25 protein-coding genes are annotated in these 22,542 nt (G+C 37.3%); 6 read left to right on the top strand and 19 right to left on the bottom strand.

Annotation, left to right across the window (positions count from 1 at the left end):
• Nucleotides 1-4: 4 nt before the first annotated feature.
• The 3 genes from ACRX5O_RS15395 to ACRX5O_RS15405 form a co-directional block, all read right to left on the bottom strand.
• On the bottom strand, nt 5-190 hold the full coding sequence (locus tag ACRX5O_RS15395) for a YezD family protein (RefSeq protein WP_433906746.1): 186 nt from the start codon (nt 188-190) through the stop codon (nt 5-7).
• A complete protein-coding gene (locus ACRX5O_RS15400) occupies nt 168-623 on the bottom strand; it encodes an RrF2 family transcriptional regulator (RefSeq protein WP_391559143.1) in 456 nt (151 codons plus the stop codon). The genes ACRX5O_RS15395 and ACRX5O_RS15400 overlap by 23 nt, the downstream gene beginning before the upstream one ends.
• A gap of 162 nt (nt 624-785) precedes the next feature.
• On the bottom strand, nt 786-1,673 hold the full coding sequence (locus tag ACRX5O_RS15405) for a sulfite exporter TauE/SafE family protein (protein ID WP_433906747.1): 888 nt from the start codon (nt 1,671-1,673) through the stop codon (nt 786-788).
• Nucleotides 1,674-1,892: 219 nt separating this feature from the next.
• Between ACRX5O_RS15405 and ACRX5O_RS15410 the strand changes: the two genes are divergently transcribed.
• From ACRX5O_RS15410 to chrA, 3 genes are all read left to right on the top strand, one after another.
• Nucleotides 1,893-2,861: an NAD(P)-dependent alcohol dehydrogenase gene (locus tag ACRX5O_RS15410; protein WP_433906748.1), complete on the top strand. Its 969-nt coding sequence runs from the start codon at nt 1,893-1,895 to the stop codon at nt 2,859-2,861.
• 173 nt (nt 2,862-3,034) lie between these two features.
• A complete protein-coding gene (locus ACRX5O_RS15415) occupies nt 3,035-3,937 on the top strand; it encodes an EamA family transporter (RefSeq protein ID WP_433906749.1) in 903 nt (300 codons plus the stop codon).
• 133 nt (nt 3,938-4,070) lie between these two features.
• Nucleotides 4,071-5,237: a chromate efflux transporter gene (gene chrA, locus ACRX5O_RS15420; RefSeq protein ID WP_433906814.1), complete on the top strand. Its 1,167-nt coding sequence runs from the start codon at nt 4,071-4,073 to the stop codon at nt 5,235-5,237.
• Nucleotides 5,238-5,341: 104 nt separating this feature from the next.
• Here chrA and ACRX5O_RS15425 read toward each other — a convergent pair whose 3' ends face one another.
• Nucleotides 5,342-6,349 (bottom strand): DUF3231 family protein, encoded by a 1,008-nt coding sequence (locus ACRX5O_RS15425; protein ID WP_433906750.1) that lies wholly within the window; start codon nt 6,347-6,349, stop codon nt 5,342-5,344.
• 168 nt (nt 6,350-6,517) lie between these two features.
• Between ACRX5O_RS15425 and ACRX5O_RS15430 the strand changes: the two genes are divergently transcribed.
• Entirely contained in the window at nt 6,518-6,823 is a 306-nt protein-coding gene (locus tag ACRX5O_RS15430; protein WP_433906751.1) for a DUF5634 family protein, read from the top strand.
• Nucleotides 6,824-6,880: 57 nt separating this feature from the next.
• Here ACRX5O_RS15430 and ACRX5O_RS15435 read toward each other — a convergent pair whose 3' ends face one another.
• From ACRX5O_RS15435 to pruA, 13 genes are all read right to left on the bottom strand, one after another.
• Nucleotides 6,881-7,621, bottom strand: coding sequence for a TerC family protein (locus ACRX5O_RS15435; RefSeq protein WP_433906752.1), 741 nt, complete (start codon nt 7,619-7,621; stop codon nt 6,881-6,883).
• Between the two features lie 181 nt (nt 7,622-7,802).
• The gene (locus tag ACRX5O_RS15440; protein ID WP_433906753.1) at nt 7,803-8,387 is read right to left on the bottom strand and encodes a CBO0543 family protein; all 585 of its coding nucleotides are present in this window, start codon (nt 8,385-8,387) and stop codon (nt 7,803-7,805) included.
• A gap of 75 nt (nt 8,388-8,462) precedes the next feature.
• Nucleotides 8,463-9,002: a DinB family protein gene (locus tag ACRX5O_RS15445; protein ID WP_433906754.1), complete on the bottom strand. Its 540-nt coding sequence runs from the start codon at nt 9,000-9,002 to the stop codon at nt 8,463-8,465.
• A 31-nt stretch (nt 9,003-9,033) separates the two neighbouring features.
• On the bottom strand, nt 9,034-10,698 hold the full coding sequence (locus ACRX5O_RS15450; protein ID WP_433906755.1) for an ATP-binding protein: 1,665 nt from the start codon (nt 10,696-10,698) through the stop codon (nt 9,034-9,036).
• 155 nt (nt 10,699-10,853) lie between these two features.
• Nucleotides 10,854-11,570, bottom strand: coding sequence for an MBL fold metallo-hydrolase (locus ACRX5O_RS15455; protein WP_433906756.1), 717 nt, complete (start codon nt 11,568-11,570; stop codon nt 10,854-10,856).
• A 117-nt stretch (nt 11,571-11,687) separates the two neighbouring features.
• Nucleotides 11,688-11,912 carry a DUF3949 domain-containing protein gene (locus tag ACRX5O_RS15460; RefSeq protein ID WP_433906757.1) on the bottom strand — a complete coding sequence of 75 codons (225 nt, stop codon included), beginning with the start codon at nt 11,910-11,912 and terminating at the stop codon, nt 11,688-11,690.
• A gap of 146 nt (nt 11,913-12,058) precedes the next feature.
• Nucleotides 12,059-12,856 (bottom strand): GNAT family N-acetyltransferase, encoded by a 798-nt coding sequence (locus ACRX5O_RS15465; protein ID WP_433906758.1) that lies wholly within the window; start codon nt 12,854-12,856, stop codon nt 12,059-12,061.
• A 16-nt stretch (nt 12,857-12,872) separates the two neighbouring features.
• Nucleotides 12,873-13,370, bottom strand: coding sequence for a cupin domain-containing protein (locus ACRX5O_RS15470; RefSeq protein ID WP_433906759.1), 498 nt, complete (start codon nt 13,368-13,370; stop codon nt 12,873-12,875).
• 177 nt (nt 13,371-13,547) lie between these two features.
• Nucleotides 13,548-14,972, bottom strand: coding sequence for an amino acid permease (locus ACRX5O_RS15475; protein WP_433906760.1), 1,425 nt, complete (start codon nt 14,970-14,972; stop codon nt 13,548-13,550).
• A 190-nt stretch (nt 14,973-15,162) separates the two neighbouring features.
• A complete protein-coding gene (locus ACRX5O_RS15480) occupies nt 15,163-15,420 on the bottom strand; it encodes a biotin/lipoyl attachment domain-containing protein (RefSeq protein WP_433906761.1) in 258 nt (85 codons plus the stop codon).
• An 83-nt stretch (nt 15,421-15,503) separates the two neighbouring features.
• Entirely contained in the window at nt 15,504-16,796 is a 1,293-nt protein-coding gene (locus tag ACRX5O_RS15485; RefSeq protein ID WP_433906762.1) for a Glu/Leu/Phe/Val family dehydrogenase, read from the bottom strand.
• A gap of 45 nt (nt 16,797-16,841) precedes the next feature.
• Entirely contained in the window at nt 16,842-18,047 is a 1,206-nt protein-coding gene (locus ACRX5O_RS15490) for an ornithine--oxo-acid transaminase (RefSeq protein WP_433906763.1), read from the bottom strand.
• 17 nt (nt 18,048-18,064) lie between these two features.
• Nucleotides 18,065-19,609, bottom strand: a complete 1,545-nt coding sequence (pruA, locus tag ACRX5O_RS15495; RefSeq protein ID WP_433906764.1) for an L-glutamate gamma-semialdehyde dehydrogenase — start codon at nt 19,607-19,609, stop codon at nt 18,065-18,067.
• Between the two features lie 212 nt (nt 19,610-19,821).
• Between pruA and ACRX5O_RS15500 the strand changes: the two genes are divergently transcribed.
• Nucleotides 19,822-21,243 carry a sigma-54 interaction domain-containing protein gene (locus ACRX5O_RS15500; RefSeq protein ID WP_433906765.1) on the top strand — a complete coding sequence of 474 codons (1,422 nt, stop codon included), beginning with the start codon at nt 19,822-19,824 and terminating at the stop codon, nt 21,241-21,243.
• Between the two features lie 154 nt (nt 21,244-21,397).
• Nucleotides 21,398-21,658, top strand: a complete 261-nt coding sequence (locus ACRX5O_RS15505; RefSeq protein WP_433906766.1) for a hypothetical protein — start codon at nt 21,398-21,400, stop codon at nt 21,656-21,658.
• A gap of 42 nt (nt 21,659-21,700) precedes the next feature.
• Here the strand turns inward: ACRX5O_RS15505 and ACRX5O_RS15510 are convergent, their stop codons facing one another.
• Together ACRX5O_RS15510 and ACRX5O_RS15515 are read right to left on the bottom strand one after the other, a co-directional pair.
• Entirely contained in the window at nt 21,701-22,306 is a 606-nt protein-coding gene (locus ACRX5O_RS15510; RefSeq protein WP_433906767.1) for a dienelactone hydrolase family protein, read from the bottom strand.
• Between the two features lie 28 nt (nt 22,307-22,334).
• Nucleotides 22,335-22,511: a hypothetical protein gene (locus ACRX5O_RS15515; RefSeq protein WP_433906768.1), complete on the bottom strand. Its 177-nt coding sequence runs from the start codon at nt 22,509-22,511 to the stop codon at nt 22,335-22,337.
• Between the last annotated feature and the right edge of the window lie 31 nt (nt 22,512-22,542).

The following is a 22,542-nucleotide window of genomic DNA, read 5'->3' on the forward strand; positions in this document are numbered from 1 at the left end:
TTTGTTATCTAGCATGTTTTTGTTGGGTTTTCCCTTTTGCTTGTAAAGGTAAACGGTATTTTTCTATTTTATCGATTTGAGTTACCTGAGAGTCATGTACGGTTATTTGAACCGTCCCATATTCTAAGCTCTCGAGTAAAACCTTCACTTTTTCTAGTACTTGCTCATCAATTTGTCCTTTTGAAAGCAAGGAAATCATCCCCTTTGTTCAAAGTTAATCGATTCTCCAATAAATCCTCTAAAGTTGTTTGATCTAACACATACGCGATCGTATCTCTTACAAGCGACCAGAGTGGCTTTAGTTGACATGAAGGTTCTAATTGACATGGTTCGTATTTCGTGATTGATGCACATCCCATAGGGGAAAGTGGTCCCTCTAACACCCGAATGACTTCACCAATGTTTATGTCCCTTGTCTCTCGCTTCAGGATATATCCGCCATTTGTTCCTCTTTTACTTTCTAAATACCCTAATTTTTTTAGCTTTAATAAGATTTGTTCTAAATAACTTACAGTAACTAAAGTTTTATCTGAAATTTCTTGAATTGATACCACTTTTCCATGATGTTCCCCAAGGACTAGTAGGGCTCTTAGTGCATATTCACCCTTACTTGAAACCTTCATTTTGTTTTCCCCCTAATTTAGCCTCATTCAGTTAGTTAAGATTCAAAATAAAGTTGAGTATTCTAGTCAACATTTTACCATAAAAATATAATTGTTGATTAAATTAGTCGACTTTTGAATATAAAAATAGATTACTTTATAGTCTTTAGGGGGTAGCAAAACTTAATTTAATACTTCACTAGCATTTGTATTTGTATTTTTAATTTTTATTGCAATATATACAATCGAAGCTATCCAAATACCTGCAATACTAGCGTAAACAAATGGATAAACATTTGTTTGATCAATCCATGTTGTTACAAGAGTTCTAGAGTTAACTAGGATAATAAATCCTCCTACAAGCACACCCATTAATTGAGCATGGATTTTTTGTACTAACCAGGCAGCAATCGGTGCAGCAATTAATCCGCCAATCATTAACGCTCCTACCCACAGCCAGTTTACTTGTTCCCAACCAAGGGAGATTAAAAATCCAAGAGTAGCAGATACGGCAATGGCAAATTCGCTTGTATCAACTGTACCAACTACTTTACGTGCACTGATTCCTTTTTGAGATAGCAAAACAGGAGTTGCAATGGGACCCCAGCCTCCTCCACCAGTCGCATCAGCAAAACCGGCAATCAATCCTAGAGGGATGGATTTTTTTCTTGATAGGCCAATATTGTTTTTCTGTTCTCCAACTTTAAACATGAATAAGAATCTAGCTAAAACATATACACCAAGGGCAAGTAAAAAAATAGAAATATAGGGTTTTGCAAGGTCACCAGGAATATTACTCAAAAATGTAGCCCCTAAAAATGCTCCAATCGATCCTGGTATGACGAGTCTGACTACGGTTTTTTTATCAACATTCCCAAATTTAATGTGTGAAGCTCCAGATGCAGCTGTTGTTACCACTTCTGCTAAATGAACCGATGCGGATGCAACTGCTGGTGCAATACCAAATGCTAGTAACATTGATGAGGACGTCACCCCGTACGCCATTCCTAATGCGCCGTCTATTAGCTGTGCAAATAAACCAATAAACGTAAATACAATTAACTTTTTCATTTCATAGCCTCCAAACTTCTTTAGTAACTTTGTTTCTATACTATAATCCACATTATCCCTACCTGTAAACTAGGAATTTATAAAATTATTAAAATTTTTTAAAAACAATCTTTTTGTTTGTTAAAAAGAACCTGATCGGTTTTTAAGACCTGTTTCATGGAATATCTTTAAGCTAGATGAAATTTTATTGAGATTGATTGATTTATAGGAGGTATTTACATGCAGGCAGTTGTTTGTACAAAGTATGGAAATTCCGATGTACTTTCATTAAAAGAGGTGGATAAACCTGTTCCTAAGAACAAGGAAGTGTTAGTGAAAATACATGCCTCTTCCATAAACTATGGAAATCTTGTTCTCTTAAAAGGCCAACCTTATTTGGCTCGATTGGCTTTTGGTTTATTTAAACCGAAATACTCCATACCTGGAGGCGATATTGCAGGTCGAGTTGTATCAATAGGCAATGGTGCAAACCAATTTCAATCAGGTGATGAGGTGTTCGGTGACCTATCTGCCTATGGCTGGGGTGGTTTTGCAGAATATGTATGCGTTCCTGAAGACGCTCTCGCATTCAAACCGAAAAATATATCCTTTGAGGAAGCAGCGGCGGTTCCTATGGCTGGAGTTACTGCGTTGCAGGCACTACGGAATAAAGGGAATATTCAACACGGACAAAAAATTTTGATATATGGAGCTTCTGGTGGTGTGGGAACATTTGCTGTGCAAATTGCAAAATCCCTTGGTGCTGAAGTTACAGGAGTGTGCAGCACAAGAAATGTAGACATATTACTTTCAATTGGTGCTGACCATGTCATCGATTATCAGAAAGAGAATTTCTCCCAATCACAGGAAAAGTATGACTTGATATTAGGTGTGAATGGAAACCAACCCTTATCTATTTACAAAAGAGCATTGAATCCGAATGGTATCTTTCTTCATGTCGGAGGTTCAGGAGAACAGTTATTTCAAACCATGATACAAGCACCATGGGCATCAATCATAGGACGGAAGAAGGTCGGAAACATACTACAGAGAGCCAATCAAAAAGACTTAATCTATGTGAAAGAATTACTGGAAACAGGTAGCGTGAAGCCAGTTATCGATAAAAAATATAAATTAAGCGAGATTGCTGATGCTTTCAATTATTTCTCTGAAGGTCATGCTCAAGGTAAAGTGGTGATCACCGTTTAATGATAAAAAACTTGTTTCCTCCTCATAATCTATAAAATAATAGTAGTATTTCCCTTGTCACATTCCCTATATAAAAAGTATAATTTTTTTAACTCAAAGAACCCATTTTTATTGTTTTCTGGAAACTAAAACAATAAAGATGGGTTCTTTATATTTTTAGGAGGGGTTAGATCTTGTTTCGTTTGGTCCTATATTCATTTTATGTTTTTCTAGGAGCCTGTTCTTTCGGAATATTGTCAACGATTGTGAAATTGGCTTACAAAGAAGGGTTTACCTTTCGTGAAGTAACAACCGGGCAATATGGTTTTGGATGGGGATTAATGCTCTTCTTAATGATTATTTTCTCCAGACAAGTAATAAGTTTGAAACAGTTTATACGTCTGGCCGCTGTTGGCGCATGTACTGCATTGACTGGCGTTTTTTACTACTATTCCCTACAAACCGTTCCAGCATCTATAGCGATCATTTTGCTTTTTCAATTCACGTGGATGGGAATATTGATTCATTCAATAGCAACCAAAAAACGACCTTCTAGAACTACCCTTCTATCTATTGTATTATTAATAGCAGGCACTTTTTTAGCAGGTGGAATGGCTGGAGGAAATGTTAAGGAAATAGATATGTTAGGATTGATTTTTGGTTTACTTGCTGCTTTTATGATGTCCTTATTTATTTTATTAAGTGGAAAAGTGGAAACTCAACTCCCTTTAATTACTCGTAGTTTCTACATATCTACTGGCGGGTTATTAGTGCTACTAACCATTTTCACACCTGAAGCATTATTTTCTTCACTCGGAGACGGTATATGGTTTTATGGTTTCCTTTTAGGGGCCTTCGGAACAGTTATTCCAATCCTACTCTTTTCCCTAGGCGCACCTAAGATTAGTCCCGCACTTGCTAGTATTCTTAGTGCTGGAGAACTCCCTGTAGCTGTAATCGCTTCTGTATGGGTACTACAAGAACAGGTGACATGGGTACAATGGTTAGGTGTTTTGATAATTTTGACTGGCATTGCCTATCCACAAATTGTAACTTATCAAGCTACGAAACACCCCAACAATGTAAAGGTTTTGTAATTTTTTTGTAAATAATACTTGTTATAAACAGAAATATTGTGTATTAATGATACCTTAGAAGAGTCCAGAAATCAGTCATTTGGATAATTTAAAGAAATAAAAGATTAGCTTTAGAGGTGATATGGTGAATCAACTGAAATCATTATTGGAAATCCTTATCGTGTCTACCAAATTAGGATTAACATCCTTTGGGGGTCCAATTGCCCATTTAGGTTATTTCCACAATGAGTATATACGCAAAAGAAAGTGGCTAGATGAAAAAAGTTACGCTGATTTAGTCGCACTATGTCAATTCCTACCTGGTCCAGCTAGTAGCCAAGTTGGGATTGGAATTGGTGTCATGAGGGCTGGAGTTCTTGGAGGAATTGTATCATTTATCGGTTTTACTCTTCCCTCAGTTGTTGCCCTTATAGTATTTGCTCTTTTACTTCGTGAATTTGAAGTGGGTGAAGCAGGCTGGATACATGGATTAAAAATTGTTGCTGTTGCAGTCGTTGCACATGCGATCTTAGGTATGGCAAACAATTTAACTCCTGATCTAAAAAGAAAAGCACTTGCACTATTTGCTCTTGTTGTAACACTCCTTTGGCAAACAGCCTTTACTCAGGTAGGAGTGATCGTCATTGCAGGAATTCTAGGATTTTTCCTCTACAGACAACAAACAGATACACATGAACAAAAGATGGCATTTCCAATTAGTCGTCGTTTTGGAGTCATTTCCTTACTAGTATTTTTCAGTCTTTTACTATTGCTCCCAATTTTAAGAGAGGCCACATCACTTCATTGGGTCGCTTTGTTTGATAGTTTTTATCGATCAGGTTCTTTAGTATTTGGTGGCGGACATGTGGTGTTACCATTACTAGAACGAGAATTTGTTCCGACTGGAATGTTAACTGAAGAGGCATTTTTAGCTGGTTATGGTGCTACACAAGCAGTACCTGGTCCCCTCTTTACCTTTGCTGCTTATTTAGGAACGGTCATAAGCGGTTGGCACGGTGGGTTATTAGCCACTTTCGCCATCTTCTTACCTGCCTTTCTTCTAGTGCTGGGAGCATTACCTTTCTGGGATTCTATACGTCGTAATCCTAAAATAAAAGGGGCATTAATGGGGGTGAATGCGGCGGTGGTAGGAATTCTAATATCCGCCTTCTATCAACCTATTTGGACGAGTTCCATTTTAGCTCCGATTGATTTTGCATTTGCGGCTATTTTATTCAGTATGCTCGTATACTGGAAGCTACCTCCATGGATCATTGTTGTGACAGGTGTAATCGGCGGAGCACTTATGACATTTATATAACTCATCAAAGGACTATGCCAGTGGCTTTTTTCACTTTGAAAAAAGTAGTAAATAATCTACAACTACCAAAAGAACAAATGTATGGTCCATACATTTGTTCTTTTTTATTCCCCATTTATTAATTTCTCTCGATTGTCCGATTGAGGCGGTTCCTCTAACCAGCCATGCTTAATCATGATATTTGCTCCATCCTCTGCATACAGGGCGATCTCAGGAATAAGAGACGCATATTTTAAACCTAAATCTCTACGAGGGCTCCCTGACATAGAAGCACCATAATTTCCAATACCAGCCGCAATCATACCAGACACGTGAAACATCATTAATTTTTCTGAGAAAACAGGTATGGTCGAATCCGAAAGAGCTGTATCCCAAGTCATCGGAGCAGGTAAATCTTCCTTTTTTAGAATGTCACTAAATATGTCGATATGCTTTTGAGCAATTCGTTTTCCTCGTATAAAGTAATCTTTTACCTCTTTTGTTCTGGACGTTTGAGCAAAACCTGTAATTAACGTTTTTCCAATGGCATTTGTTTGGATATTATTAAATAACATCGTAATTTCTTGTGCCACAAGCGATCTTCTTTCACCTAAAAATCCAGTTAAAAAGCTCTGCCTTTCAACAAAGTCGACTTTATCTGGTGTTGAAATGAATGGTGGTCTAACATATGTACCTTGCTTTAACATTAAATCTCGTGTTAAGTCCTGTAAGCCTACTGCCGTTTTCAAAACACTTTTAAAAAATTTTACTACCTCTGGTCTCGTTGCAATCCCAAGAGCTAGACCTCCCGCTGCCATTCCAAGAACAGACATATTTCTTAAATACATTAAAAAAAAAGTATCTGAGAAGAGTCTTGGGGCGGCTACGTGTACATCCTTTTCGGTAAATCCAATTGGGATGGGAAAGCTTTCTTTTGTAAATAGCTCCTTTAAAAAGGAAATATTATATTTTGAACCATTTAGAGCAAATTCAATAACTGGTTTGACTTCATGATCCTCTACTTTTTCTAAAAAATAACTTATTACACAAATGGAAGCTGTGTCGTTGATGTATTGAGTCCATAACATCGCCATTTCTGCTGCAGTCAACCGGATTTTCGTCTTATCATCCATTACATATAACACCCTTTATGTTTGAGTAGTTATTTTATCTTTCCATACATTTATTGCTTTTATAAGGAAAGGTTCATTATTTTACTTTTTTTCTAATAAATTGAACTTTGTAGGATATTACTACTGATAAAGGATTTATTTTACATACAACATGAAAGGATGATTAATTTGGAAAATGGTACACGTGAGGAGATCATGAATACATTACAACAATCTTTTCACTCGTTAATGGATACATATAAATTAGAAGATATTGGTTTTTTTGAAGAACAAGGGCCAAATGGAGAATATTATATAGGCTATACCATTAACCAAAATGGTGGGACATACATGCTTCATCAAACATATAAGACGAATCATGATGGGCAATTTGGACTCATTAATAAAGATTGGACCATTGAAACAGATGAACCAAATTTCAATGACAAAAAAGGATATGGGAGCATAGAAGAAGCTTTTCAACAATTGCACTAATACTTAAATAATGTAAAAGGTGCACAAATCCAATTAGGATTCATGCACCTCTTTATTTTAGTGACCAACTGCTTTTTGTTTGCCCGACATGAACCAACCACCAAGAGCGATTATTAGCATGACAGACCAAAAGATTGTATTCCAAATCGGACCTTCAACAAAATCATGTGAAATGATATGGACCGATGGATGGGCAAGAGTGTGCATAAGGAGTTTTATCCCTACCCAACCAACTAGTAGCATGGCTGCACGCTCAAGACTTGGACGTTCCGTTAGGATCTTAACAAAGAATGCTGCAGCAAATCGAATAACAATTAAACCAGCAATCGCACCTATTAAGATAACAATGAATTGAGCTGCGTCCATTCCACCAATATCTCCTAGTGGTGTGTCTGGTAGTGCAAGAACAAGAGCAACGGCAGCCAAAATAGAATCTACTGCAAAGGCAATATCGGCTAAAGCAATTGAAGCTACTGTTGCGCGATAACTTTTCCCTTTCGCATCTTTTTCACGCTCGTGCTTGGTGAACAAATGTTTTAAAGCAATATAAATTAAGTACGCTGCTCCAATGGCTTGTACTTGCCACACATGAAACAGGTACGAAATGATGAAAATGGCCCCTATTCTAAACAAGAATGCTAAAAGCAATCCAATATTTATCGCTTTTTTCTGTTGGTCTTCAGGTAAATGCTTTGCCATAATCGCTAAAACCAGGGCATTATCAGCAGATAATAATCCTTCTAGAACAATCAAAATAAGCAAAACCCAACCATATTGTAACAATAATGATACTTCCATTTATTAAATCCCCCTATTTAACAGTTCCACTACTTTTTCTAGTGGATGATAAACTTCCCTTTCCTCTTCTTTTATTGTTTGCAGAAACACAAGTTTAACTAATTCTACATAGATGTATATTATTCCTTCTTTTACACACTTTCCCATAAAAAAAATACCTTTACTCTTTGTAAAGGCATGGTCAAAATTGTTTGGTTGGAGGGCCATATTTTTTTTGAGTCCATAAAAATACATTGGTCATAAATTTTGCCATAAGTAGGATTAAGATGTACCCCACAAATAAATGTATAAAATTTACTTTTCCATACAATTTAAATAATCCAAGGCCAACAAGTAATGGTTTCAATACAAACGCAAAGGCACCTGCAGTTAAAATGGCATAAAGATAGTAGTTCTTATGATGATTTAACGTCCATTGATACATGATCATACTTACTACCGGAACAATACTGGCATCAATAGATAAACTTGGCAAAGCAGGTAGTAATTGAAATGGATAGTGCCAAAATCCTTCATTCATGCCATATATATCACCATAAGCAAGAACAACATGAACACTATACCCGTAAAATCCAATTAAAAAGATTTTACTTTTATCAATTTTAATAAATAATATTAATAATGGAACAACAAGTATTGACGCCATTATCCAGTACTCCAACGTTGTGTACAAATGATACTCTTTCCAAATATGAATTAATAGATCGGTTGAATCTTCTCTCAGTTGTACGGCTTTATCGAATTGTTCAAGACGGGTATTAGACAATTGAATCATCCTTTTAAAAATACAATAATAACTGTATCGTTACCCATTTCGATCAAAAATATGCCTTATAAAGACTTAGCGAGTTTTAGGGTATGCTTCAGAACTCATATAGCGCTCCTTAATAAGATTTCGGTGATGTAGTTCATGTCCTGCTATAATGTATACTAGTGCACGGACAGAAACCTCTGAGCCATTAGCTTTTCCCCTACGTAAAAACGCTTCACTCGGAAGGCTTTTTATTAACTGTAAGGTAGATTTTCGAGTTATTTGAAAGTTTTCAAGTAAATCTTGTAGGGATAGACCATTGAACGAAGCATTTCTTACGTATTCATTATCATCATATCCTGGTAGTTCAGCTTTTTCGCCACGTGCAAAAGATAAAAGCCTATATCCCATGATTCGTTCAGTATCCGTAATATGTCCGATGACTTCTTTGATACTCCACTTTCCTACTCCATAAGAAAAATGAGCTTGCTGTTCTGTTAAGTCCTTAAGAATGTCTGCTGTTTCATCCATTTGTTGCATTAAGATGCTAATCATATCTCCTTCAGTCACCAAGTCTACATATGTGGAATAATAAGATTCATATTCAGTTGACTCCAGCATTTGTTTCATTTTTTATTCTCCTTTCAATGTTACAGGTAATTTAATTAGGCAATTTCACTTCAATGGTAGTCCCTTTTCCTACTTCACTACATATGGTGACAGTACCTTGATGATTCTCTACAATCCTTTTACTCACCATAAAACCGAGACCTGTCCCTTTTTCCTTTGTCGTATAGAATGGTTGACCAAGCTTTGAAATCAGTTCATCTGGAATTCCGTTTCCTTCATCTATAAAACGAATAATTAACTCCTGTTTTGGACTTGAAATCAGTTGTATGATTAAGTTTCCTCCATCCGGCATCGCATCTATTGCATTTTTTATAAAATTGATGCAAACCTGTTTGATCTGATTTTCCTCACACATAATCTGCGCTAATTCCGTTTTGAAATCAATGATGATTTGAACATTATTGAGAGTTGCTTGAGGTCCTAATAACGTAACTACATCTCGTATAAGTACCCTTACATCCTTGCGTGCAAAATGAACGGCTTGCGGTTTTGCTAACATAAGAAGTTCACTAAGAATTTGCTCAATTCGAGTAATTTCAGATGACATAATGTCATAATAAATCTGCTTTTCAAAGTTACTTGATTGCATCAACTGAAGGAATCCTTTAATAGAAGTAATTGGATTCCTAATCTCATGAGCAATGCCAGCAGCTAGCTCTCCAGCAATGGACAATTTTTCTGACTTAATTAATAACTCCTGAGCTTGTTTTCTTTCGGTTATATCCCGTATAATTACAGCCCATCCATCTACCTCATTCTTTTCATCAAGCAATGGGAAACAAGACAACTGTACCTGAAGCACTTTGCCATCCTTTGTTTTTCTTATCGTTTCATACCCCTTTACCTTTTCGCCAAGAACAGCGAAACTTCTATTAAGTATCACTTCAAATTTTCTATCATCTGGAAGGATAGGAAGTTCACTTGCATCTAGACCTAACACTTCAATTGCGGTGAAACCAAAGGTTGTCTGAAATGCCACATTTACTGTAATGACTTTGTCCCACTTATCAATGATGACAACAGGATCTAAATTTTGAAAGATAAAAGATTGCAATTGATGCTTTGTAGCAATTAATTTTTCCTCTAGTTGGGTTTCTTTTGCGATAGTTAATGAAGGTAATGGAACGGAATTATTTTTATAAAAATAAGATTTTACTAATTCATGATCGGTCATAATGTACTCGTGGGATTTTAGCATGCTGTTTTGGAGAGAGGCGGTTATTATGTTCCCGTTATATGCGCAGACCGATATTAGATTAGAATGACGAACACATTGATCAGCGGTTTTTTCGAAACTCTCTAGTTTCAACTCAATTTCCCTTTCATCATTCCAACAAACATTCGCCCACGTTCTTACGGTAATATGTTTTTCTTGAAAATGAGTAATTACATCTGAAAAATGACTGACGATTAAGTCACAATGAAAATCATCATATAGTCGATAAAACTCATAGTTTTCAAGAAAATGGATGCAGTCAAGTGCATCCTGTGTCAACATCCCTTTTAATATTACCTTCATTTGTTCATATGTATCTTTACTTTCAATCATAATGATGTGATGACCTTGCTCTATCCCCGATACGATATATGAGATGGCATTTTCAATATAATTATCAAGCTTATTGTATGTATACAATATATGCCCATGATTTTTTAAGTCTATCAAATTCGTTAAAGGTACAATTTTATTTTCCATAAATACCTCACCTATACGTAGTAAGTTAAGTATAATGCAAAAATTGGATTTTTTCATTTCTAATATTATGAATAGTACAAACTAATTATAAAGTTAATTCTCTATATCAAAAAAACTGCCAAAAATGGCAGCTCCAAAAACCTCTGTTGAATGAATTAAGTAAGCAATAATTGTTCGAGTTGTTTTTTATCCTCTATTACACATAATCCACCGTGATAACAAATCACTTGCTCTATTTCCAAATCTATAAACTGTTCCAAAGATTTATAGGCTGTTTCCAAATCTAAAGTTGACTGTGGGATAGGACCTCTCAATATCCCGTTTGATACAACCATGGCATCGCCAGCAATTAATGTTTTACTGACTTTGTGGTAGAGACTGATGTGACCTGGCGTATGACCTGGGGTGGATAATACTTGTATACCACCTGCAAAAGGAAGATATTCTCCTCCGTGTAATGTTTTATCCACAAGTGAGGTAGGAGGATTTTGGTACAAAAATTTCATTGAATCAGGTAGCGCGTCCCACGCTTCTTTACTCATTCGATTGGGATCGGTTTTTAGCAATGGCAAGTTCCCTTCAATATATGGTTTATCAAGCTCATGTGCATACACTTCTATTTCCTGTGTTGCCACCGATAAAATATCAGGAAGGGACCCTATGTGATCCAAGTCTTGATGAGTGAGTATAACAGCTTTCAATCGTTCAAACGGGACTCCTATATTGTTCATTGCCTGTTGAATTTGTTCCAATTGCCCAGGCATTCCCGTATCAATTAATAAGGCAACTTCATCATCCCACAATAAGGTTGGGTTTAATGTAAATCCTTGTATGTCTAGTTGTAAGATATCTACACCATTATAAATCCTCACACTATTCCTCCTCATCTGATAAACAAAATATACCAATTGGTACTTTACCAATTTATCATTAAGGGGGGTTATTTTCAATATGTAAATATTTTATAATAACACATAAATTTTAATTTGTCAATATTTAAATGTGTTGTTTTTCTTTCTATTTTTCCATTTGTAAACAAGGGGTGCCAACAGATTGGCCCCTATGAACAAGAGATTTCCTTGCGCATTAAAGTGTAACAGTTGTGTTTCAAAGCTCATTTGATCATAGTGCTCTTCTACATAAACTCCTCTTTCCTTGTTTCTTTTCTGAGTCTCTTTTAATTGTTTTATATACTTATACTGCACCGGTACCATAAATATGATAATAACAGGTAAGCACCTATAATCCCTACACCTACGTATACACTCATCACACTTTCCCCTCTCATTGGAAGACTCCTCGTTTCCGGCTCCTTACAACTATATAGGTGTAAGGAGTGTAAAGGTTTCAAGTATGAATACTATTCTTGCTTAATCCAGAAAGAATTAATAAACACCTGACTAAATCCCAGTTTCAGCATATTATTATGGCTGATTGAGCCAAATTCAACATCTGTATATACTTTTGTTAATCCAATAGCTTGGGAAAGCTTGATCCGATAATCGAGTAAGGCTTGATGTATTCCCTTACCTCTATACGATAAAAAAGTAAAATCATTGGCAATATACCCTTCTTTTCCTTCTATAAATAGTGACCCCATACCTGATGGTTGACCGTTTATGTAGGCTATGAAGTTTTTGAAATAGGGCTGAACAAAATAATTAGCCTTTTCTTGTGCCAAATCCTCCTCAATGTCTCTTCCATTCGAGAGAGCGATGAGATTTAGGAATTCTTCAACGTTTTTTTCTGTTACTTTTACAATCTCAACGGCGATATTTCTTTGTTCCCTTTCATAGGCTTTAGGATCCACCTCCAGAAAGGCAAGTTGTTCACAACATGCATATCTTCTCTTCATTAGCGCTTGAGCAACCTCCATGCTGATATCGCTTGGAGTTAAGTCGAAGCATGGAGTGATTTGCTTACTTGCATACTCACCTAAAATATCATCTATTATAGGTACATCCTTGTTCCCGAAGCCTTTGATTCGGTTAAAATATATGGAATCCGGCACATTTTCATCTATCAATAGTGTGGAAGAACCCATCTTTTTCACGATCAAATTGGTTTTATCCGCATACAACGACCTTTTAGAGTTAAAAGCAGTTAACGACATTTCCATCTCATTAATTCTTCTTACCGATATTTGTATATCATTCAAATCAAGTTTCTCTCCTTTATTCGGGTAAAATCTCATACGCTAGTTTCTTGATAATTGCTTCGTGTTGAGGGTAATCCTGTAGCAATTGCTTTTGCGTAAATAGCTCAAAGTCTTGATACTCAAATCCAGGAGAGACCATACAACCAACTAAAGCAAAACCACCTATAGTTAGTACGGATGAACCAAAGATTGTATTCTTCGGAACTGCTATTTGCGGCACTTCTCCTTCCTCAATATCTAAGCCAAGTCTGACTTCTTCGTATTCTCCATTTTCATGGATCATATGAATGGAAAGAGACTGACCAGCATGAAAATACCACAATTCATCTGATTGTAAACGGTGAAAATGAGAAACCTCACCTTCTCGCAAAAGAAAATAAATACTTGTATAAAGGACTCTCGATTGATTGGCCAATTTTTCACTTGATCGAAAAGACTGTTTGAAATACCCTCCTTCTGCATGAGGTTCTAAATCTAACTGGTTAATCCAATAATCAGCTGTTTTTTTCTCCATAGTTTTACTCCACTTCTATCCAATATCGTCGAATCACATTTCCATCTTTCTCAACATAATCATTGTCTCGTACTTAGATAAACCATTTTACCATATTAACCCATCCTAATATCACCCTAGCAAAAACAAAAAAGCTTTATATCCATAAAGGGCATAAAGCTTTCTTGTTTTGAATGGTCATTGTACTTTTCGTACTTGGTAATTTGCTTCTTCCTTATTTTCATGTTGTGCTTTTATCTTGAAGTGATAAATCAAGTAGCACGCAATGACAAACGGAACGCCTAGATAAAGGGCTAATCGTTGCTCTGAGTCAAATGCTAAGCTAGCAAGTACTATAATATTTAATGTAAGCGCGATGATCGGAAGTACCGGGAAAAACGGTGTTTTAAATTTTAGATCCTCTAACTTACCGCCGTCTCGAATATATTTTCTACGGAAGGCAATTTGAGAAGCAGTAATTGAAATCCAACCGACTTGTGCACCGAGTCCAGCAATTGAAAGCAGCCATACAAACACCGTTTCTGCTGCGAAAAATCCTGAAAGAAGCGATAGGAGAGAGATCCCCATCGTTAATACCAAAGCATTCATCGGTACACCTTTTTTGTTTACTTTTGTTAAAACTGGACTTGCCATTTTTTCTTTTGACATGGCATATAACATTCGTGTAGCAGCATACAAACCTGAATTTCCAACTGAAAGTAAGGCTGTTAGAATAACAAAATTCATAATATCTGCCGCATACGGAATTCCGATGCTATCAAATACAACAACAAAAGGACTCTCAATCACTCCCGCTTTTTCCATCGGAATTAATCCAGCAACCACAAAAATCGCCAGGACAAAGAATACAAGAGTTCTCCAAACCGTTTGCTTGATGGATCTAGGAATGGTTTTCTCTGGGTTTTCACTTTCCCCAGCAGCAATCCCAATTAATTCTGTACCCTGAAACGAAAAGTTAACAGCAATCATCGTAATAATTAACGCGGAAAATCCGTTCGGAAGCCAGCCATGAGCCGTAAAATTAGATAAGAACGGCGCTTCTTGTCCACCTGTTAAATCGATGAATCCGAATAAAGCTGCTCCACCTAACACAATAAAAAGTAGAATGGCTAATATTTTAATACTAGAAAACCAGAATTCTGCTTCCGCAAAAGCTCTAGCCGATAATGCATTCAAGGAGAACAAGACGACAGCAAAGATCCCACTCCAAATCCAAACCGGAACATCAGGAAACCATCTTTCCATCAACTGCCCTGCTGCCAGGAATTCCAATGCCACCGTTACAGACCACCCGAGCCAATATAACCAACCCAGGGCAAATCCCGTTCCTGGTCCGATAAATTTGGTCGTGTAAGTTTGGAAGGAGCCTGATACTGGCATGGCAACAGATAACTCACCAAGGCACAGCATTGTTAAAAACATAATAAGTCCACCCACTAGATAAGATAGAATTGCCCCCATCGGACCCGCTTCGCTAATCGTGTAGCCAGATCCTAAGAATAACCCCGATCCTATTACCCCTCCTAGTGAGATCATAAATAAGTGACGAGTCTTCATTGTTCTTTTTAATTCATACGAAGTGTTGTTTTCCGGTAAATTCATTATATCCCCCTTTTCCCTTGTAAGTATGCGCTTACATCTTCTATAATGCAAATTTCATGCCAAAATGGAAAAGCTTTAATTGTGAACTTTTTTCGAACATGTTATGCCAAGAATTTTTGCATTTAAAATTGAATTTTGCATTAGGGATGCAAAAAAACTCTTTCCGTTTGATCGGAAAGAGTTTTGATTTCTAATCAGATCCGGTAATTATTAGGTCATCCTGAATGGTAGCTAGTACAGTCAAAGGATTCACAACTTCGCCTTCTTTCACATGTAAAGAAGTGATATGGCCACTAATTCCAATTGATATTTCTTCTGTACAGCCGTTATTCTTTTTAATAACAAATAACTTTTCCCATTCATACACATGGTTACTTTCCCCTGTAAGAACCTTCTCTATCGTACCGGAACAAGGACTATAAATAAATTCACATACTTTACCTAGCAACTAGGTTCACTCCTTTTACAAATCTTTTTTACTTACAGGGCTGCCTAATAAAGGTTCAGTAACCTTATTTATAACTGCTCACCTTATACCCAACCACGGAATCTAGCCGCTTCTGCCACTTTTTTAATCCCTACCATATATGCTGCTAAGCGCATATCTACACGATGGAGCGCAGCTGTTTGATGTATATTTTCAAAGGAATGGATCATCACCTTAGATAGTTTTTCATCGACCTCTTCCTCTGACCAATAATAGCCTTGATTATTTTGCACCCATTCAAAGTAAGAAACCGTAACTCCTCCTGCACTTGCCAATATATCTGGCACTAACAATATTCCGCGTTCTGTTAAGATGGTTGTTGCTTCAAGGGTGGTTGGACCGTTAGCTGCTTCCACCACAATTTTCGCTTTAATATTGGCTGCATTTTGAGCGGTAATTTGATTTGAAATAGCTGCAGGTACTAAAATGTCACAGTCAAGCTCTAATAATTCTGAATTACTTATCGTGTTTTCAAAGATTTTAGAAAAGGTTCCAAAACTATCGCGTCGATCGAGAAGATAATCGATATCGAGCCCATTTGGATCGTGAACTCCCCCATATACATCTGAAACTGCGATCACCTTTGCCCCTGCATCGTGCATAAACTTTGCTAAATAGCTTCCTGCATTTCCAAACCCTTGAATGACCACTCTTGCTCCTTGTAATTCAAAGCCTTTTTTCTTTACCGCTTCTTCCACGCAAATCGTTACTCCTCGGGCAGTTGCCGTTTCTCTTCCCTTAGATCCACCTAATACGATTGGTTTTCCTGTGATAAAACCGGGAGAATCAAACTCACGTAAACGGCTATATTCATCCATCATCCACGCCATAATTTGTGAATTTGTGTATACATCTGGTGCTGGAATATCCTTTGTTGGTCCAACAATTTGGCTGATTGCCCGAACATACCCACGACTTAATCTCTCGAGTTCTCTGAAGGACATCTTTCGCGGATCACAAATAATTCCACCTTTCCCGCCTCCATAAGGAAGATCCGTGATCCCACATTTCAAGCTCATCCAGATCGATAGTGCCTTTACCTCTTCCTCATCTACTTCCGGATGGAAACGCACGCCACCTTTCGTCGGTCCCACAGCATCATTGTGCTGTGAACGATATCCCGTAAAAATTTGAACCGTCCCATCATCCATACGGACCGGAATACGAACCGTTAGCATTCTGATTGGATCTTTTAACAATTCATACATTTCGTGTGTATACCCTAGCTTATTTAAGGCTTTTTGAATAACCGTTTGCGTTGAGTAAAACAAGTTAAGTGATTCTTGTTCCTTTTGTTGATCCTTTTCGATCGCATTTACCACAGTATTATTAGGCATAGTTCTACCCCTCGTCGATTTAGTAATATTGGTTAACGATTGACATTAAGAACCTAACACGTTTTGAATTTTTTCAAATGCCCAATCGATTTCTTCCTTTGTTATGATTAATGGTGGCGCAAAACGAATCACCGTTTCATGGGTTTCTTTACACAACAACCCAGCTTCCTTTAGTTGCTCACAATATGATCTAGCTGCTTCAGTAAGTTCCACACCGATAAACAACCCTTTCCCTCTAATTTCTTTTATCTTCGGATTGTTGATCGTTTTAAGTTGATTCAGGAAATACTCTCCTAACTCTAGGGAACGCTCTACTAAATTTTCTTCCTCAATAACTTTAAGAGAAGCGAGCGAAACGGCACAAGCAAGAGGATTTCCTCCAAATGTAGATCCATGTGAACCTGGATTGAATACTCCTAAAACATCAGCGTTTGCGACCACACAAGAGATTGGGAATACTCCCCCACCAAGTGCTTTTCCTAAAATAAGGATATCTGGGTCCACTTCCTCCCAATCACATGCAAACATTTTTCCTGTACGCGCTAGGCCAACTTGAATTTCATCTGCAATAAACAATACATTATGTTCTTTACATAAGTCAGATGCAGCCTTTAAGAACCCTTCTGGTGGTAAAAGAATTCCCGCTTCTCCTTGAATTGGTTCCATTAAGAATGCGGCAGTATTTGGGGTGATGGCTCCCTTTAGAGCTTCTAGATCCCCGTACGGAATTAACGTAATCCCTGGTAAAAGTGGACCAAAGCCACGCTTGTACTCCGGATCTGATGATAAGGACACTGCCCCAAGAGTTCTTCCATGAAAGTTACCTGTGCATGCAATGATTTCTGCTTGATTCTCAGCAATCCCTTTCACATCGTAGCCCCAGCGACGAGCAGCTTTTAGGGCGGTTTCTACCGCTTCTGCCCCTGTATTCATCGGCAGTGCCATGTCTTTCTTCGTTAGCTTACAAATCTTTTCATACCAAGGTCCTAACTGATCATTATGAAAGGCACGTGACGTTAGTGTAACTTTATCCGCTTGATCCTTCAGGGCTTGGATGATTTTCGGATGACGATGCCCTTGATTCACTGCTGAGTAAGCACTCAGCATATCCATATAACGATCGCCTTCCGGATTTTCCACCCATACACCTTCTGCTTTTTCAATAACGATCGGTAGCGGATGATAGTTATTTGCTCCAAATTTTTGAGTTTGTTCAATAATATTAGTAGTTTTAGAAGTTGTTTGATTCATTGTGTTACCTCCTTGTTTTATAGAGTTTCTGATGTTGTTTTTGCTTGCATATGCAATAGTAAATAATCAGGTCCACCAGCTTTAGAGTCTGTGCCTGACATATTAAATCCACCAAAAGGTTGATAGCCAACGATGGCACCTGTACAGCCTCGGTTGAAATAAAGATTACCAACATGAAATTCTTCTCTAGCTCGTTCGATATGCTCACGATTATTAGAGATAAGGGCACCAGTTAGTCCGTAATCCGTGTTATTTGCGATCTCCATCATATGGTCAAAGTCACGAGCTTTACAGAATGCTAGAACGGGTCCAAAAATTTCTTCTTGCATCAAGCGGGCCTTTTCATCTACATCGGCAAAGATTGTTGGCTTAATGAAGAAACCTTTAGAATCATCTCCTTCACCACCGGCCATTAGCATGCCCTCTTGTTTGCCGATTTCGATATACTCCATTATTTTTTTGTATGCTTTTTCATCAATAACAGGTCCCATGTAGGTTTCTTGTAATTCTGGACTCCCGACAGTCAGCTGACCTGTTAAGGCAACAGCTTTTTCTAGCACTTCCTCATACACATCTTGGTGTACTACCGCTCTTGATCCTGCCGAGCATTTTTGTCCTGAAAAGCCAAATGCCGAGTAAACAATAGAAGCAGCAGCAAGATCTAAATCTGCATCGTTATCAACGATCACTGTGTCTTTTCCACCCATTTCAGCGATCACTCGCTTGATCCAAATTTGTCCAGGATGAACTTTAGCTGCACGCTCGTTGATTCGGCATCCCACTTCACGAGAACCCGTGAACGACACAAAGCGAGTTTTCGGATGATCAACAAGATAATCTCCGATTTGCGCTCCACTGCCAGGTACGTAATTCAACACTCCCTTAGGCAATCCCGCCTCATACATTAACTCTACAAATTTTGCAGCAATGACTGGTGTTGAATTGGCTGGTTTTAATAACACCGTATTTCCTGTGACAATGGCTGCAACCGTAGTTCCTGCCATAATTGCAAGCGGAAAATTAAACGGTGAAATAATGACTCCTACTCCAAGTGGAATATAGTGAAATTGATTGTACTCACCTACACGACTTTGCACATCCATTCCGTTCTTCAACTTCAGCATTTGACGCCCGTAATACTCAAGAAAATCAATGGCTTCTGCTGTGTCCGCATCCGCTTCGTTCCACGGTTTCCCTGCTTCTTTTACTAGATAACTAGAAAATTCATGTTTACGTCGGCGCATTATTGCAGCAGCACGGAATAATATGTTTGCACGGTGCTCAGGTTTCCACTTTTTCCAGCTTTCAAATGCTGTCAGAGCAGCCTGCATCGCTTTCTCCGCTAGCTCTTGATTAGCCATAGATACGGTACCAATCATCTCTTCCTTATTCGCTGGATTAATTGAAACGATTTTCTCTTCTGTTGTAATTTCTTCATCTCCAATGATCACTGGGTAATCTTTTCCTAGTTGTGTTTGGACATAAGCTAGCGCTTCTTGAAAGGCATGTTTATTTTCTTCAATTGAAAATTTGGTAAATGGTTCATGTGTATAAGGTTTCATTCTTTTTCCCCCTTTTGATTCTTCAAAATGTTTAATGCAAGTTTTGTGCCAACTTTTATTTTTGCGTCACATAAAGGTTTCACTTTAATTAGATGCAATAAATTTTTGCACTATTTTCGTTTTTTTGTCACAAATAGCAAAAAATATTTTGCGTTATGAAGTTTGTTTTGATTAAATAGTTGGTAATGGGACTAAATCAAGGGAGAACACTCATGGAAAATTCAAAGAAATCATTATCGTATCTTCAATATGTAAATAAGTTATATGAGAGAATTTTGGACGAGGTAGAGGTTGGCGTTCACGCAGTGGATGAAACCGGAAAGACCATAATTTATAACAAGAAAATGATGCAGATGGAATCAATGGATTTACACGATGTAATTGATAAAAACCTACTAGATGTGTTTATGTTTAAAGACGATCAATCTAGTACTCTTGTACAAGCGCTTCAAGAAGGCAAGGAAACCACAAATGTAAAACAGACGTACTTCAACAATAAAGGTCGAGAAATTACAACTATCAACAATACATTCCCTATTTTTAAAGATGGTGAAATTCAAGGAGCGGTTGAAATTGCCAATGATGTCACGAAACTAGAACGCCTTATGAAAGGAAATATGAACACGAAAGGGACGACTCGGTTTACGTTTGATCATATTATCGGCATTAGTCCTGCGATAAAAGAAGTGATTGAATTCGCGAAACGTGCTGCACGAACCTCTTCTTATGTGTTAATTGTTGGCGAAACCGGAACGGGAAAGGAGCTGTTTGCGCAAAGCATTCATAATGCTAGCAACCGGTTTTCGGCTCCTTTTATTTCACAGAACTGTGCAGCCCTACCTGATAATTTAATAGAAAGTCTATTATTTGGAACAAAGCGTGGAGCGTTCACAGGTGCTATTGACTCACCAGGGTTATTTGAACAAGCAATTGGCGGTACATTATTACTGGATGAAATCAACTCCTTAAATCTAAATCTTCAAGCCAAATTATTAAGAGTTCTACAGGAAAAAATGATTCGTCGTGTAGGTGATACAAAGGATACAGCGGTAGATGTAAGAGTCATTGCCAATATTAATGAGGACCCAATTGATGCGATTGCCAATGATCATTTACGAAAAGACTTGTATTATCGACTGGGAGTTGTCACTCTCTTTGTTCCTCCGTTAAGGGATCGAAAGGAAGATATTCCCCTTCTTGTTCAACATTTTATCGAAAAGTATAATGAACGTTTTCAAATGAATGTGAAAGGTTTATCTGAAGAAGTGACTAGATCCTTCATGGAATATGATTGGCTTGGAAATGTTCGAGAACTTGAACATATCATTGAAGCTGCCATGAACATTATTATGGATGAAGAAGAGATTCAATACTCTCATTTACCTTTCCAATATCGAAGCAAAATGCAAATGAAAGAAATGATGATCCCTTTATCAACAGTGGACCATTTTATTAAAGAGAGCAATGATGTCACCGTCCCGTTAAAGGACCAAATGGAGTTGTTTGAACGATCATATATTGAACATGTCCTAAAGAAAAACGACTTTAATATTTCTAAGTCAGCCAACTTACTTGGACTAAGCCGACAAAGTTTACAGTACCGAATGAAAAAGTTAAATATTGAATCAAATTGAATACAGCAATCGGAATCTTTAGATGCTGTCTAGGACAGGGAATTTCTAGATACTAGTGGAATCGTTACACTAACTGGATTCCGTTTATTGAAATATTTTTTTGCCATATGGAGATACTTAAGTTGGCAAACAAATATCGATAGGAGGTACTATTATGGTCGAGGAAAATGCACAACAAACGAAAATGGAGAAGATTTTTCAAACCACCTGCGGCTCTTTCGAAAATTGTACTGAATCCAGTATCCAATCATTTTTACAACAATGTGAAGAAAACGGAATTGACTCTCAATTCTGCATGAGTTGGGTCGAGCAGCACAAATCAGAAATTCCTGATTGGCAAACGGTCTCAAAAGTCTCTCTAGAATGGATGAATCAACACACATCAACGGGATCACCTATTTCTTTTTCAGAATAAAATACAGTGGAGATTTTCCCTCTCCACTGTATTTTTGGCCATTCAATTGATGGGTATATCGCGCACCTCTAGACGATCTAAAAAATCTATCACACTTTGAAATGCTTCTTCGGCAGAATGTTTATTATATTTCATAGAGAAGGGATCACTAAATCCATGTTTTCCTTCGAATTTGTTTACTTCCACGTTCTTTTCTATTAATTTAGGAATTAAATCGTCTACATGAAAAGCTTCTTCTTTTTCAGGAAAAAATAGTAACACAGGACATTTTGGATAGACATTCATGTAATTTCTTATTCTCGACCCATAATAACCAATTATCCCATCAACGCCTTCATCATCACTACAAAGCCAAGAAATGGTTGCGCCCACACTAAATCCGACAAGATAAATTTTTTTATACTTTTCCCTATTTTCTTTTATCATCTTATTGATCTTGTCCCTAGCCATTAAAAAACCGATTTCATGCATAAAATGCTGATATGCTGTTTCTTCATGGTCATACGGAAAGGGGTGTTCGTTATTTAAAAGATTAGGGCAAAAAACCTTATACCCCAACTTGGCAAAATGGTTACAGTATGTCTTAATATGTTGGTTAACTCCATATATTTCATGGATTACAATGATGAGTTTGTCAGACTTATTCAATTTACCACTCCTACTTGTTTCACCACAATCATTGGGACCCACCCGTATATTTATTATCCCCCATCAAATAGTTAGTGCTGTCTCCAGGTTTCGCGTTCGGGTTGGTAGGAATGTGAGGATTATTCTTGTTTTTCTTTCTTTTGGAATCAATCCAGAAAGCCAACGTAATAACAATGAAAACAGAAGCTAGAAATACCAAGATCAAAGCACCAACCTCCTTATATTTCCATTTTATC

This window comes from Robertmurraya mesotrionivorans, from assembly GCF_050971805.1.
In the GTDB taxonomy this organism is placed as follows: domain Bacteria; phylum Bacillota; class Bacilli; order Bacillales; family Cytobacillaceae; genus Robertmurraya_A.